General features: G+C 41.7%; 6 protein-coding genes. 2 read left to right on the top strand and 4 right to left on the bottom strand.

Going from position 1 to position 14,734, the window contains the following annotated elements:
• The first annotated feature begins 11 nt into the window (after window positions 1-11).
• The gene (locus tag ACM0OZ_RS28230) at window positions 12-449 is read left to right on the top strand and encodes a cupin domain-containing protein (RefSeq protein WP_414586153.1); all 438 of its coding nucleotides are present in this window, start codon (window positions 12-14) and stop codon (window positions 447-449) included.
• A 168-nt stretch (window positions 450-617) separates the two neighbouring features.
• A complete protein-coding gene (locus tag ACM0OZ_RS28225; RefSeq protein WP_414586152.1) occupies window positions 618-779 on the top strand; it encodes a hypothetical protein in 162 nt (53 codons plus the stop codon).
• 110 nt (window positions 780-889) lie between these two features.
• On the opposite strand, the gene ACM0OZ_RS28220 is transcribed toward ACM0OZ_RS28225, so the two are convergent.
• The 4 genes from ACM0OZ_RS28220 to ACM0OZ_RS28205 all read right to left on the bottom strand — a co-directional run bounded on the left by ACM0OZ_RS28220 (window position 890) and on the right by ACM0OZ_RS28205 (window position 14,689).
• Complete coding sequence (locus tag ACM0OZ_RS28220; RefSeq protein WP_414586174.1) at window positions 890-2,602, bottom strand: PfaD family polyunsaturated fatty acid/polyketide biosynthesis protein; 1,713 nt, start codon at window positions 2,600-2,602, stop codon at window positions 890-892.
• Window positions 2,603-2,689: 87 nt separating this feature from the next.
• Complete coding sequence (locus ACM0OZ_RS28215; protein ID WP_414586151.1) at window positions 2,690-7,393, bottom strand: PfaB family protein; 4,704 nt, start codon at window positions 7,391-7,393, stop codon at window positions 2,690-2,692.
• Window positions 7,394-7,491: 98 nt separating this feature from the next.
• Complete coding sequence (locus tag ACM0OZ_RS28210; RefSeq protein WP_414586150.1) at window positions 7,492-9,234, bottom strand: SDR family NAD(P)-dependent oxidoreductase; 1,743 nt, start codon at window positions 9,232-9,234, stop codon at window positions 7,492-7,494.
• Window positions 9,235-9,454: 220 nt separating this feature from the next.
• Window positions 9,455-14,689 (bottom strand): beta-ketoacyl synthase N-terminal-like domain-containing protein, encoded by a 5,235-nt coding sequence (locus ACM0OZ_RS28205; protein WP_414586149.1) that lies wholly within the window; start codon window positions 14,687-14,689, stop codon window positions 9,455-9,457.
• Window positions 14,690-14,734: the final 45 nt, after the last annotated feature.

Genomic DNA, 14,734 nt, shown 5'->3' with positions numbered 1-14,734 from the left:
GGAGCAAGCTTATGCCACAATCTTTCTGGCTGTTTGGACAGAGACTGCACATCGTTGCAGATCACACCACGACCGGAGGGCAGTACGATCTAATCGAAGGCTACTTTCCTCCCGGCGCACAAACCCCCCTCCATCGCCACACGCGCTATTCGGAACAACTATACGTGCTGTCCGGGGAGTTCACGGTCTGGGCGGGTGAGAACAAGGTCGTGCTGACCGCTGGCGAAAGCTTCCTGATTCCTGTTGGCACACCCCACATGATCGGCGTGTTCAATGATAAACCAGCTCGCGGATTGATGATCTCTGCGCCAAGCGGCTTTGCTCGGCTGATCGCAGCAGTGGGTACGCTCTCTGAGGCAGAAACACCAGACATGGCGCTGGCAGAGCGCATTTCCGCTGAACTCGGCGACGAAATTCTTGGTCCGCCTGGAACCCTACCCTCCGCATAACGCTATAAAAACATAGCAATCCTCAAGAACCCAGAACAAAAAATGAAACCCCTGATTTTGTTCTGGGCTAAGTACCAAAAAACATATCCTTGTGTTGTTTTTCTGCTTTGAAGGGGTTTGGAAAGCGTTCATTCACCTGAACAATCAAGTTTTGAAGGAGAACTAAAAATGGTGCAAGTCCTTAAGAAAACAGAGTCTCTAGATGTCCTCACTACAGGTCATCAACTTGCCGAAAAATTTGCTAAAACAGCCGTAGACCGCGATCGCAATGGCAGCAGCCGTCCCACCCATGAGATTGAGCAGTTGCGCCAAAGTGCTGACAATCAGTAGATCACCTTAGTTGAGTCCAAGCCATAACTATCTAAGAGCGCTTGAACATCTATTTCATCTGGTGATATTTTTAGCTCAAGAGCAAGATTGGATACTAACAAAGCTTGAATTTATTCTGCTGTATGAGACGGTTTTGGAGACATTATTTCCACATCAAAATGTTTAGAAATCTCCTGGATAGCTGGACGATACTGACTGTAAAAATCGGAAATTTGCCAACCTTGTATTTTTAAACCTTGAATGCGGTATAAAAACACACTTCCTGTCATGATGTGGTTAGCTACATCAACGACTCGCCGATTATTTGGCTCAGATAAATAAGAACCTCGTACCCAGTCATTAAAGCTTCCCATCGCTGGACCACACCAAATTTGATAATCGATTTCTCGACTTTTTTCTCCTGAATTAGACCAGCGAGAAGACATTCCTAAATACCAGCGAAAAATAGCAGCCATTTTCATTTTGGGATGATTAACTGCTTTCGCCAATTTTTCAGGATTCCTTTGAGATAAATAAGCAGCAGTTTCTTCCCAAACTTGAGCCAAACTCTTGCGGAAAATTTGTTTTTCTAGTTTTTCTCTTTCCTGAAAAGGAATGGCTTCAATTGAGTCATAGTTTCTGTAGGTTTCATACAGTTTCTGCGCTTTGAGAGGAAACATAGTTCCTCGTTTAAGAACTTGTAGTTTTACTCCCATTTCAAACATATCTGCTGCGGGAGCCATCATCACATCAGTCATGTCTACTTGAGCTAGTAACTGCTTGGTATGTTGACAACTTCCTGCTTCAACACAGGATTGATTAATTGAACCAGTGACTATATACGCAGCGCCCATCATAAATGCTGCTAAGGCTGATTGAGGTGTGGCTATTCCTCCTGCTACTCCAACTCTAATAGGTGTTGAATAACGATATTTTTCCTGAATTTCGTCTTTTAATGCCATAATAGAAGGTAACAGACAAACCAGAGGTCGATTATCTGTATGACCACCAGAATCAGCTTCTGCGGTAATATCATCGGCTATTGGGACTTTGGCTGCAAGATTTGCTTGCAATTCAGTGATTAGTCCTTGCTCAACTAGCTCCTTAAGAATTTTAATTGGCGCTGGTTGGATAAATTTGCTGGCAACTTCTCGGCGAGAAATTTTAGCTATGACTTTGTTTTTGATTTCAATTTGATTGGACTGATTCACACTAAGTCCAGCCGCACGGTAATAAACGATATTAGGAGTCAAGTCCAAAAATGCAGAAGCTTCTACGGTTCTTACTCCATATTTGAGGTATAAATCTACTGTGCGGCGTTCAATAGCTGGTTCGTTGAGATTGTGAATTAAATTAAAGGCGTAGGGACCTTGAGGTAGGGCTTCTTGAATGTGATAAATCGCTGCTTCTAAACGGTCTGGACTTAACCCACCAGCGCCAAATGAACCTAAAATTTTCTCTTTCCCCAGTGCAATGACCATTTCTTCAGAAGCGATTCCACCAGCCATCGCACCGGTTGCGTAGGCGTATTTTACACCATGAAAGGATAAAAAACTTGGCTCTCCTAAGCTGTGAGTTGAGATGGGTTTAACAGCTGTCAGGAGTTCTACTTCTGCTGTGTTTCCGTTATAAGCAGGAGATAAATATCCTTCATTAGTTACACCAATTTTTCCTCCAACTCTAACTATGTAGCAAGGTTTGTTTATGTTTAGTAGTTTATTCTTGATTGCTGATTTTTCAAATGCTATGCAATCTAAAGCTCCTTTCCACACCTGATTGTGATTGACGGGGTTAGTATTCAGGTTCAAACCATTGTCGTATTGACTTTGTAATGTATCTGCTATTTTCACGATGGTTTTTTCCTAAAATATGTTGATTTTGAGTTTGAAACCGCGTCCTGTAGCAGCCTGTTGTAGCTCTGCAGGTATTGGCTATTGATTGAGCAATTTTTCAGTGCATACTAATTGTATTTGAATGATTTTGCTGATTTGTTGGCTAAATTCTTGTCGGGATTTTAAGAAGGCGATATGGGTTTTGGTGAGGTTTGAGTTGTTGCTGATTAGTTTTTGATATTGAGATATATTTAAGTGTAAATTATTGACTATATTTTCATTTTTTTGAGGGATGATAGATGGGTTATGCTGCTCATCAGATTGGATTTTATCTATTGGCACAAAGCTGTTATTGGCACAATTTTTCATGTTTTCTTCCTCTTCGTTTGTTGTTGCTGATAGAAAGTTGTGGAAATGACTTGTGTCGTTATGGTTATTGTTTTGAGCTTTCAAAGAATTGGTTAGTTGAGATTTTTGGTGTTGAATATCAGGGTGGGGGAGCGAATTGATAGATAGATTTTGGAACAGTTTGCGGTTTTCGTCACTCAAGATTGTGGAAGTAATTCGGTTTCCTCCTAGAGTGAGAGTTTTAACGGTAGGTTTACTTGAATTGGAGGTTTCTGTTGTCTGAGTGTAGAGTGGCGATAAGTCTACAGAAGCTCCATGGCTGAAGAGTTTTGCTAGTGCTTTGATAATAGAAGTATGGTCGTCTATACCTCTTCTATTGAAGGATACGGTGACATGTTCTTTGTTTTCGAGGATTTTATCAATCCATCGACAACAAATACTCCCAGAGCCAGCTTCGACGAATATTCTAGCCCCATCGTCGTAAATTCGGTTCACTAATCGCGGAAAATCTACTGGTTGACAAAAATTTTTAGCTAGACTATGTGCGATTACACTGCTGTCAAGAGTAATGGGTGCATATTCAGCAGCCGAATAAAAAATAATGTCAGAAATATTTTGCGATGGGAAGGTATTAACTTTAGCTATTTCGTCGTACTCCGAAATCATCGCCTCACAATGGATGGCATGGTTGAAGGGAGCGCGGAAAGCATTACAAGAGAGTGTTTTAATGACTCTTTGACAGGCGGCTGTATCACCAGCGATTACAACTTCTTCTGGTGTGTTTATCTGAGTCAAATATACACGATCTTCATTCTTGAGGCATTCTCTGACTTGAGATGAAGTTGCCATCACAACATAAGTACTCCAAAAATTGTTGTCTGGTGACTGCTCTACTGACGGTAATCCCCAATACTCACGTACAGCGTTTTTAGCTCCAGATATTCTGTCTCCAAATAAAGGGGATGTGTGAAATGTGTTAATTCCTTGACTCAAGTTGCTCCATACTCCCATCGCAGTCATCATACTCGTCTCACCCAAACTATACCCAAAGACATATTTTGGCTTAAGCTGGAAATCATCTCGAATAATCGTTGTAATCAGTTTAGCAACGCCTATATCAGTCTCAAAGATTGCTAAAGAATCATTAAGTAATTGCTGTTCAAGATTTTCCAGTTGTCTGGTTGATAGTTTATTTAAGCTTCTGGGGAAGACTAGCTTGGAAATGTCACAGACAAGGCTAAAAAGACTTTTGATTGCTAAGTCATTGTGAACTCTGGGGAATAAGCGAAAGAGATTACGACTGATGCCAAGATAAGAATTAACCGCAGCAGGATATACGTAAGCTATACCTCCCTTTTTACCCAATGGTTTAGCTGTGAAATAACTGCCCACTGGGGTGTGCCAGTCTTCTCCACGTTCAAAGGCATTATTCACTCCTTTGATGGCGGATTCAATTTCTTTTGCTAATTCGTTTTTGTTGCGTCCAAGAATTGCTAGGGCGTAGTTGGCTTGTGAATGTTGTTTATATGTAGCAAAAGTTTGACTGGCAGCAGCTCCATAAGAAGTACAATTGTCTATAGTCCCTTGCAGAGCGTTTAGCTGCTGTAGTAAATCAGCGCGATTGTTACCGACTATAAGGAACAAATAATAAGGCGTTTGCTCCAAATACTTACTGCAACGCTGTTTCTGGTCGGGTTCTTCCGATAAGATAACATGAGCGTAAGTCCCATCTATTCCCATCCCATTAATCGCAGCTACTCTCTTTTGAGCTTCTTTATCTGTAAACCAAGGTCTGGATTCAGGAGGGACATAAAAAGGACTACCCTGCCACATCTCTAAGTTTTTGACACCAGACCATTGAGGAGTACCAGGAATATATCTATGATAGAGACACAAAGAAGTTTTTATTAAGCTAGCAATTCCTGAAGCGACATAAGTGTGCCCAATATTAGCTTTGATGCTACCAATTGCACAGCTAAGACCATTTTTATCTGCTGAATAAGCCTGGACTAAACCTTGAATTTCTGCTTCATCTTCTTCAGGAATACCGGTGCCACAAACTTCCAAATATTCAATGTCTGTGGGTTTGATACCTGCTCTTTGAAAAGCTTGCTGACAAGCTTGATTGACCGCTTGTCCATCAGCGGTTCTAATATTATGTTCTTGTTGTGCAAAACTAATGGCATCGATGAGTGAATAAATACGGTCGTTTTCTTTCTTTGCTCTATCGTAGCGCTTGAGGACTACTGCTCCTGCACCCTCACCTACCAATGATCCATTTGCCTTCTGGTCGTAACTTAGAGTGTTAACACCTGTATTGATTTTTGCCAATTGGTTTCGCAATAAAACGTTTTCGACACCCCCGGCTAAATCAACTGCACCCACAAGCACAGCATCTACTTCCCCAGCACTCAGGAGCATTTGTGCTACTTCCAACACCTTGAAGGTAGAATTTTCTCCAGAGCTAATCGTGAATGTAGGACCAGAGAAATCCCATAGAGAAGAAATACGACTCGCCATAATGTTGGAAATGTAACTTACATATTCCGATCTTTCTACAGGATGGTGAATACTGTCTTTGACAATAGTTTCTAATTGAGCAATTTTTTCTGTGGGTAAGGAAGCTTGTTTAGCAGCTAAGCCAACTTTAATTTGCCAAGATAGATTCCATCTTTGCTGTAACTGGTGAACAGAAAACTCTGTCTCAGCGGCGATGAGAACTGCTACATTTGCACCATGTTTAACTCCTGCATCTTTTAAAGCGCGCTCAGCAACTTTGAGAAGTAACAATTGTTGGGGATTCAGTTTGGATAGTTCGTTGGGGGGGATTTTATATGCTAAGGTATCAATTTCTAACTCTTGGATGTATGCCCCTACTGGTGGTTTACCGTCTGCGAATCCATATTTTTTGAGCAAGTCCTGTTGGTCTTCTAAGCCGTGCCATCTGTTAGGGGGAAGGGGTATAAAATGCTGCTTTGCGTCATAAACGCTGCGCTCAAAAGCATCTAATCCATTACAGTCACCAAAAAAGGCATCCATACCCACAATAGCGATTTTAGCCTGTTGCACAGGTTCTGTTGCTTGAACTGGTTGTGGTGTAGTTTCTTGTTGCAAAATCATGTGTGCATTGACACCACCAAAACCAAAAGCGCTGATGGCTGCTCGTTTCACTGGTGCGTTGTTGGGCCAGTTTGTGGTACTTCTGACAATTGTTTGAGGTGAAATTACGTTGTTTTCAGTTCCTATAGGCTCGATTACTTTCAGAGTCGCTGGGATTACACCCTTAGACATACTCAAAAGCACTTTAATTAAGCTAACCGCACCGCCAGCAACTAATAAGTGACCAACATTTGCCTTGACAGAACCTACTAGAGGAGTTGCTTGATGTTTCCCAAAAAAGGTTTCTACAGAGTTAAACTCAGTAGTATCGCCTAACAATGTGCCTGTAGCATGGCACTCCATGTAATCAATGTCTTTTGGACTGAGTTGTGCTTCTTGGTAAGCACGCTCCATCGCCAGAATTTGCCCTTTAGAATTAGGACCAAGGAGGTGCTTACCTCTACCATCATTTGAGAGTCCATTACCGCAGATAGTGGCATAAATGCGATCGCCGTCTCTGAGTGCATCGCTATATCGTTTAAGTACGACTATCCCAACTCCATCTGCGGTGATTAACCCTCTAGAGAACTTATCTAACGGACTGCTGATTTCGTTGTCTTCTGGATACCCTTGGATACCGGAAAATAACATCCGCAAAAATAAAGGGTCTGAACAGCTAATTCCCCCAGCTAACATTAAATCAGCTTTGTGCGTCCACAGATAATGAGATGCTAGTTTTGCCGCATACAACGGTGATGAGCAAGCAGCATCAATGCAAAAATGAATATTGGATAGAGAAAGTGCTTGGGCGATGATGGTAGCTGGTAAACCAGAAATCATCGCATTGTAGTTTGAGACTGCGGTTGATATTTTTGCCGATGGTAATTCAAAGTCTGATCCCTGTAAAAGTTCTCGAATCGCAGGTGTTAGAACCTCTTTATATATAGGAGCGAATAGTTGATTTGAGAATTTGGTCGGAAGGGAAAGAGTACCTAATATAACTCCACATTTTGAGAGAATCGCTTCGTTGTTTAAATAACCACTATGTTCTAAAGCTTGTTTGGCAATATCAAGAGACCATTTAAAGGTATTATCTAAGCTTTGCAGAAATTGCGCTGGTAGCTTATATCCATTTGCATCAAACTGAAAGTTGCGAATGAATCCCCCCTTTAGGGAGTAGATTTTTTCTGTTTTCCCTTTAACTGGGTCATAAAAAACTTGCGGTTTTACGCCCATTTCCTCAGCGGTGACTAATGATATCGAGTCTTTGTGCTGGATAATATTCTGCCAAAATTCTTCTGGATTTTGGGCATCTGGGAATAGGCATGAATATCCAATTATTGCAATTTTTTCCACAGTTTCTATCCTATTTTTAAGTAGGTAGATGTAAACATTCTTTAACGCGACACCTCTTTACCAGTCCCGAAGAAAGTACGGCATCGCTTTTCTAAATATTAACTACTAAGTGATTGAGTTGGTATGATAATTCCTTTGCCACCTAGCAGACGAGAGTATACTCTTCCTTGATTGTCGTGTAGGATAAAATCAGCGGTAACGCTACTCCCTGTCTTTGCCTTAAGTTCACAAGAAACGTAAAAAGATGTATTGGCGGGAATTTCTGTATACTGCTCGTATTGTTGTGTCCCTGCAGGTAAGCAAATTTCTTGATGAAAATTTTGCATCCAAATCCATAAGGAATGAGTACTTAAGTCAATTAAATACGGATTAAACGATTGTACTGGAAATTGTCCTTGTTGTTTATCTGTGATTTCATACCAGATGCATTCAGTTGTGATTTTTTCGTGGCTGATGTTTAAGACTTTTCTTACTTCCTGAAAAGCCTCTCCATGAAATAATGGAAAGAATGATGTAGTTTGGGTTTGATAAAAATCTTTCCCAGTAATGGTAATGATGTTATCTTCTTCAAGGTTCAATGATTCATAAGTGAAACGAGCAGGAAGGTTTTTTACGAGTTTAACCTGAGCGATACTAAAATGATAATTAATTTTCCCCTCTGGGGTTTGGCTCCAGATTTTTGCTTGAAAGATGATTTCCTGAGAATTGGTTTTAGCAATTTCTTGCAGGTCAAGAATATATTCTTTTGCTAAGCTTTCATTGAAGGTAATTCCTTTCAAAACTTTGAAATCTGTGTAATTGAACAATTTATAACCAGGAGAAAGTTGTTCGCAGGAATTAACAATCCATGACACCGCGCAAACAGCAGGCAAAACTGGTTGACCAGCAATTATATGATTTTGTAAAAAGGGATTAGCTTCTAGTGATAGTCTCCGACGAATGCGGTAGGTTCGCAGTTCAGTGTCTAACGGTATCGGAGGTGGAATCAGAGGACTACCAATGACAACTTGTGCAGTTCCACTATTGGCTGGATGCATTTCGTTGACTAGCATTTGTGTTCCTACCTCTACAGGAATAATGTCAATACTCCGTCGAGCAAACTCTTTTTTCAGTTCTGGTGTCACCATACCGCTGTCCCATCCGCCCCAATTGATAGCTACTACATGACATTCGGGATAGAGCTGTTTCACTAAATGCGCTGATTTATTCAGAATTTCGTTGGCAATAGCGTAATCTGTTTGACCAATATTACCGTAAAAACTTGTTACTGAAGAAAATAAGATTAAATACTCCAATTGCGTGGGCTTGATGCAACATAGAAGATTTTCTAGCCCTTTAACTTTGGCGGTGTATACTTTCTCAAAATCCTGTTCTGTTTTCTTTTCAATCAATTTATCGGCTAAGTTACCAGCGCCATGTATGATGCCAGTAATTGCTCCAGTGCGTTCAACTATAGCACTAAGTTTCTGCTTTAAAGTATGACTATCGGTGACATCAACGCTTAAATATTCGGCGTAACCTCCAGCTTGATGAATTGCTTCTAAGGTTTGTTTGATTTCTCGATTGGAAGTTATTTTTGTATACTGCTTTTGTACGCTTATAGGTGTGGGCTTCTCTCCCAGTGAAAGAAAATATTCCATAATGCGTTTTTTTAAAACTGGTTCTTCAAAACTGTCTTTTGCCCACTCCGGTTCACTGTCTAAAAGTTCTGAACGACCGATAAGAATAAATTTGCAGGGGTAATGTTGAGCCAATTTGATAGCGCATTTAGCTGTAATGCCTTTTGCTCCCCCAGTGACTACAAAAACTGATGAGTAAGGGATGTGCGTCGTTAGCTTCATATCGTCTGCGTTGTCCAATTTTCTAATTAATTCAACAGGGAAGCCTCAAGTCAGTGACGGTATCAAACTAAGTATAAATACGTAAAATATTTTTAAGTCTGTGTACACAAAAGATGAACTACCAGGGAGATTTAGTGAGACTTTAGCTGCACTAATAGGTGCTTGTTTTTTTTGGTCAATCCAGCCCCCTTCTCTGGTGTCAACTCGCTACCTCTGGTGATTAAGCTTCAGGTACACTAATGAGGGTGACTCGCCCCTGTAAACTGTAGGCAATTTCAGTAATATAAAGATTGGGGTCGTGTAGCTCAGCTATTATGTGCTGTACTGACTCTTCTGCATCAATAGCAGGACTTAAGTCTATAGCCCGACAAAACACTTTTTGCCATTCCCAGTTAAGAGCCTTGCTTAATCCGAACAAACCAGCGCTGATCGGACTAAAGTTTATATTTCTTCCAAGACCAAAGGCTCCGTCAAGGCGAGTAACGGTACAGAAACAACTGCGTCCATAGCGTGTCGCTTCATTCAAGGATTTTTTGAGATGTTTTGCCATTAGGAAAACGTACTTAACAATCGCCTTTTCCTCCTCGATATAAGGTATTTTGCCGTTATGACTTACCTCAAATACAGGATTGAGATGGATGAAAGCAGCAATCGAACCGTAGTAGCTACTGACATCTGCTAATTGTTGTTCCAGATGCTCCTCGCTCATATCTGTGAGGTTGACACGATTGACTGTTGGGGGTAGAGGTGTTGTTTGTGGAACCAGCGATGGAGGAAAACTTAAAACAACTACTTTCCAACCAAGCTCTGTGAGAGATTGAGCTAACTTTGAGGTAGTGAGGGAACCATCATCGGTAAGTAAGCCGATGTGTCCTTTTGGGAGAGTGAAATCTAAAAAATCAGGTTGAGGCAGGGTTTTAAGTTTGACTTGTCGGCGTAGGTAATTGTGGTTTAGGTTAACTACTTGGTTGCAAGAGTTGTCCTGGGACTTTTTTTTTTCGCCGTTAACTAATTTTTGAAGATACTCTACAATTTGACCGACAGTACGTAGTTCCCCTAGTTCTTCTACATTCGGCTGGGGTAAATTGGGGTACATTTCCTGCATCGCCCCTAGTATTTCCACTCGTTTGATGGAATCAATTCCTAAGTCTGCTTCCATATCCATGTCTAGTTCCAGCATCTCTACTGGGTAACCTGTCTTCTCGCTGGTGATGGTTAGTAAGGTTTGACCCAAGGAAGTCACATCGTTATGATTTGGTGCTTCTGTTTCTGCGGTGACTTTTGGTGTGGTTCGGGGCGGCTGCGTATTTTCGTATATGTGGGGTGTGGGTGTTGATATCTCAGTCTCTACAATTAACTCAGTTGTTGTAGATTGAAACACTGTGTTATTTGTGTCTTTTATGACTGTGGAAGAAGCTGTGTCAACAGAAGTGGATTTAGATGCATGAGATTGCAGATAGTCAACGATTTGACCTATAGTGCGTTTTTCTGTCAGTTCTTCTAAATTGGGTTGGGGTAAATCGGGGTACATTTCTTGTATCGCCCCTAAGATTTCCACACGTTTGATTGAGTCAATCCCCAAATCTGCTTCCATATCCATGTCTAAATCTAGCATCTCGACTGGGTAACCTGTCTTCTCGCTAGTGATTGCCAACAGGTTTTTACCCAACTCAGCCAAATTTACAATTGTCATGGTAGCACTATCAGTGCTATGTGATGAATGCTGAGTGCTGAGTGTAGCATACTCAGAATTCAGGACAGAGGTGTGATGGGGAGATGAAAAAGCAGAGGGAAGCGGTGCAGGAGACATAGGGTTTTCTTCTGCACAGGGAACTGGTGTAGGAGACACAAAGGAAAGTCTTTCTCCCAACTCCGGTGCTCCCTGCTCCAGAGCTTTGTTACTCAGATATCCTTGCTCAAGAGCTCCGCTACTTAGAGTTTTTATCTCCCTTGCTCTCTCCAAAGGTTGAGTAGGCAATTCACCGCCAATTAGCTGGGAATACTCTTGCTCTATAAGTTGGAAAAAGTTTTTGGTGAATTCTACCTGATGCTGAAGATACTGCTCGTGAATACGTAGAGTTTCACTTTGTTGGTTGTGAAACTGCATCATACTGCGGTCGAAGCTGTCGATAATAGTTGCTTTGAGTTGAGCTGCTTCTTTTGAAGATTTACTGTTGGCAAATAAAGTATTCTGCTGCTGCATCAGTTGGAAAAATGTTTTGGCATATTCCATCTGATGGCTGAGATAGTGTCCGTGAACTTCTAAATTTTCGCTTTGATTTTGTTGAAACTGTCTCAGGAAATATTCTAAGCTTGCTAAAATCTGTTGATAATTCACGGCTAGGTCTGGTAAGTTAGGCATTTTTGACTCTGGAATCGGTTGAGGTAACAAAGATGGGGTCAGGGAAAGGGATTTATTTGTGTGTCCGTTGTTTTCTTTTAGCGCTGTTAAGGAAGTGGCGGTGTTGGAGCTCTGTGTTGCGATGGGTGGCTTTGAGTCAGTAGGAGTGTTATCGGCAAATTGGCTTGCTGTTAATGTCACTTGATGTCCATTTTGCAAAGCTTGCTCAAATGCTGCTTTCGTTTTTTCAGACACATAGTTAATGCCATTTAAGCTGACGCTCAACCCTTTGTTTTTCTCAGTTTTGGCTATAGGTTGTGGTAATTGGTAGGGGTCGAGGTTTTTCAGAGTTAACCCAGCTATCCGCAACTGTACAACGGCTTCCCTCAGAGAACGATCGCTATTCTTTTGACTGCTGGGATTTAAAGCTACGGTAATATGTGGGCGATCGCCTAGGATATCTTTGACCAGATCTGAGAGAATTTTCCTAGGACCGAATTCGACAAAGCAATAACCCCCTACAGCATAGATATTTTCTATCTCCTGTTTAAACAGCACTGCGTTTGAGAGGTGGGTTTCTAAGATTTTTTGGATACCTGCTGGTTCTTGAGGATATTGCTTTCCACTCACGTTAGTGTAAACAGGTATTTTTGGGGTTTGGAAAGCCGTGGACTTTATTGCTTGAGCAAAGGCTTTCTGAGCAAAGGCTATCAGCGGTGTATGGAAAGCGGCTGATACAGGTAGCACAACAGCAGCATACCCTTGGACGTGCAAGGCTTGCTTTACTTTCGCAATTTCGGCACTAGGACCTGCTAAGACAACTTGACGAGGAGAATTGAGATTAGCGATCGCTACTTTGGGGAAATTCCTGAGAATTGCTTCTACTGTAACAACTTCTTCTTTAACAGCCAGCATCGCTCCTGTATCATAATCAGGGTCTTGAGGAGCTGCCATTGCTTGACCCCTAGCTTTAACTAGGAAGCAGTAATATTCGTCACTTAAAACCCCCGCAGCCCATAAAGCTGTTAGTTCTCCGAAACTGTGTCCCGCAGCAAAATCTGCCTTAAACCCAGCTTGTTGTAGTATTTTGTAAAGTCCGGCGCTTAACATCCCGATTGCTGGTTGAGCATATTCTGTGCGCTGCAATGCTGCAACTTGGGCATTTTTTTCTGCCTCTTCAAACACCGAATGGGGAAAAACTATGTTTGACAGCGCCTGCAAATTATCGTTGAGTAAAAGGCTATCCATATAACCATATAGACGCTGTAGGATAGGAAAATTCATCACCAATTCCTTACCCATATTCAGGTATTGAGAGCCTTGTCCAGAAAATAAAGCGACTACTTTTCCTGCTAGCTCTATACCAGTTTGGCGGTAGTAAATTCCTTGAGGATCTTCCCACGACAGATCTTTTGCTTTGCTGTTGAGTAATTCAATACTGGTTTGCAACAATTTGCAAGCCTCATCTCGAGAAGAAGCAACAAACCCGAATCGGGCGGCGCTAAGAGGTATTTCTTTAGATTTGCAAGCGTCTACAAGTTCTGCATAATGTTTGTCACCAGTCTCAGATTGCAACTCAGCTAAAGTCTGTTGAGCGCTTGTCAATAACTGGGCAGGGGTTTGGGCAAACAGCACTACCTCACAGGGAGTATTATGTATACGGTAAGGGCGGTTCTGTTCGGCTGAGTATTCTTCTAAAACGACGTGATAGTTTGTACCACCAAAGCCAAAAGAACTCACTCCCGCACGTCTTGGTGGTTCTCCTGGGGCGAGAATCCAAGGTCTGGTTTCAGTATTTAAATAAAACGGCGAGTTTTTAATGTTGAGTTTGGGGTGAGGTTGAGTGATGTTAATCGTTGGTGGTAATATCTTATGATGTAGCGCCAAGGCGGTTTTAATTAGGCTGGCCGCACCCGCAGCAGCTTTTGTATGTCCAATCTGGGATTTAACACTCCCAAGGGCGATATATTGTCTTTTTGGGTTGTTTTCCCCAAAAAAGTCTTTGAGAGAAGCAAATTCCGTGGGATCTCCAACTTGAGTGCCTGTACCGTGCGCTTCAATCATACCCACGCTCTGGGGTAGGAAGCCAGCATCCTCATAAGCACGCTTTAATGCTTGTACCTGTCCTTCTTTTCGGGGAGCATAAATACTTTTATACCGTCCATCACTGGAGGTGCCAATTCCTTTAATGACTGCGTAAATTTTGTCGTTGTCTGTGATAGCGTCTTCCAGGCGTTTGATCACAATCATACCGATACCTTCACCCAGCATCATCCCATCAGACTTAGCGTCGAAAGGTTTTACATTCTCGCTTCCTGAGAGTGCGGGTGTTTTGCTGAAACACATATAAGTCATGATGGTGTTATCGGTGTCAACTCCACCAGTTAGCATCATGTCAGAGCGATGCTCTACCAGTTCACTAATCGCCATCTTTAAAGCCGCAAATGAACTAGCACAAGCTGCATCAACTACACAGTTGATCCCGCCTAAATCTAAGCGGTTAGCAATTCTACCAGCAACTACGTTAGCTAACATTCCTGGAACAGCATTTTCGTCCCAGTTCACATAGGCGCTTTTGATTTTCTTAATAATTTTTTGTGTATCCTCATCGGATAAACCACTGCTTTTAAGAACTTTTTCCCAAATAGGGTACTCCAACCTAGCAGCAAGTGGCATCCCTAATTGCTTTGTCATTGCTACGCCTAAAATCACCCCAACGTTCTCGCGATTAAACTCACGCGATGTGCCGTAACCTGCATCTTCCATCGCCTCTTTGGCGATGACTAAACTTAAGAGTTGTGAAACATCCGTGACTTCTAAAATGCTGGGAGGTATCCCAAATTCCATAGGATTAAAATCAACATAAGGAATGAACCCACCTCTTTTACAGTAGGTTTTTTCCTCTGGTGTTCTTGGATTTGGGTCATAGTAATCTTCTATGTTCCAGTGTGTAGGTGGAACATCACTAATGCCATCAACTTTGTTAATAATATTTTGCCAGTATTCTTGCAAGTTTCTTGCCTTAGCAAAAAGAGAAGCCATACCAATGATGGCTATAGGATTATGTTGTATGAGCCTGTTAATTTTATGAATTGACACAGATTTTTCTGTCATCTTTTTCTTTTCCTTGACAAATCTATGACCTGCCTTGCCGATGGA

It is taken from the genome of Scytonema sp. PCC 10023 (assembly GCF_963920835.1).
Classification (GTDB): domain Bacteria; phylum Cyanobacteriota; class Cyanobacteriia; order Cyanobacteriales; family Nostocaceae; genus Kalymmatonema.
This window is presented reverse-complemented; position numbering and strand designations above follow the sequence as displayed.

Excerpts from the sequence above, each read along its gene's own strand:
- ACM0OZ_RS28230 (WP_414586153.1), top strand. The coding sequence starts at position 12 with ATGCCACAATCTTTCTGGCTGTTTGGACAGAGACTGCACATCGTTGCA.
- ACM0OZ_RS28225 (WP_414586152.1), top strand. The coding sequence starts at position 618 with ATGGTGCAAGTCCTTAAGAAAACAGAGTCTCTAGATGTCCTCACTACA.
- ACM0OZ_RS28210 (WP_414586150.1), bottom strand. The coding sequence starts at position 9,234 with ATGAAGCTAACGACGCACATCCCTTACTCATCAGTTTTTGTAGTCACT.
- ACM0OZ_RS28205 (WP_414586149.1), bottom strand. The coding sequence starts at position 14,689 with ATGACAGAAAAATCTGTGTCAATTCATAAAATTAACAGGCTCATACAA.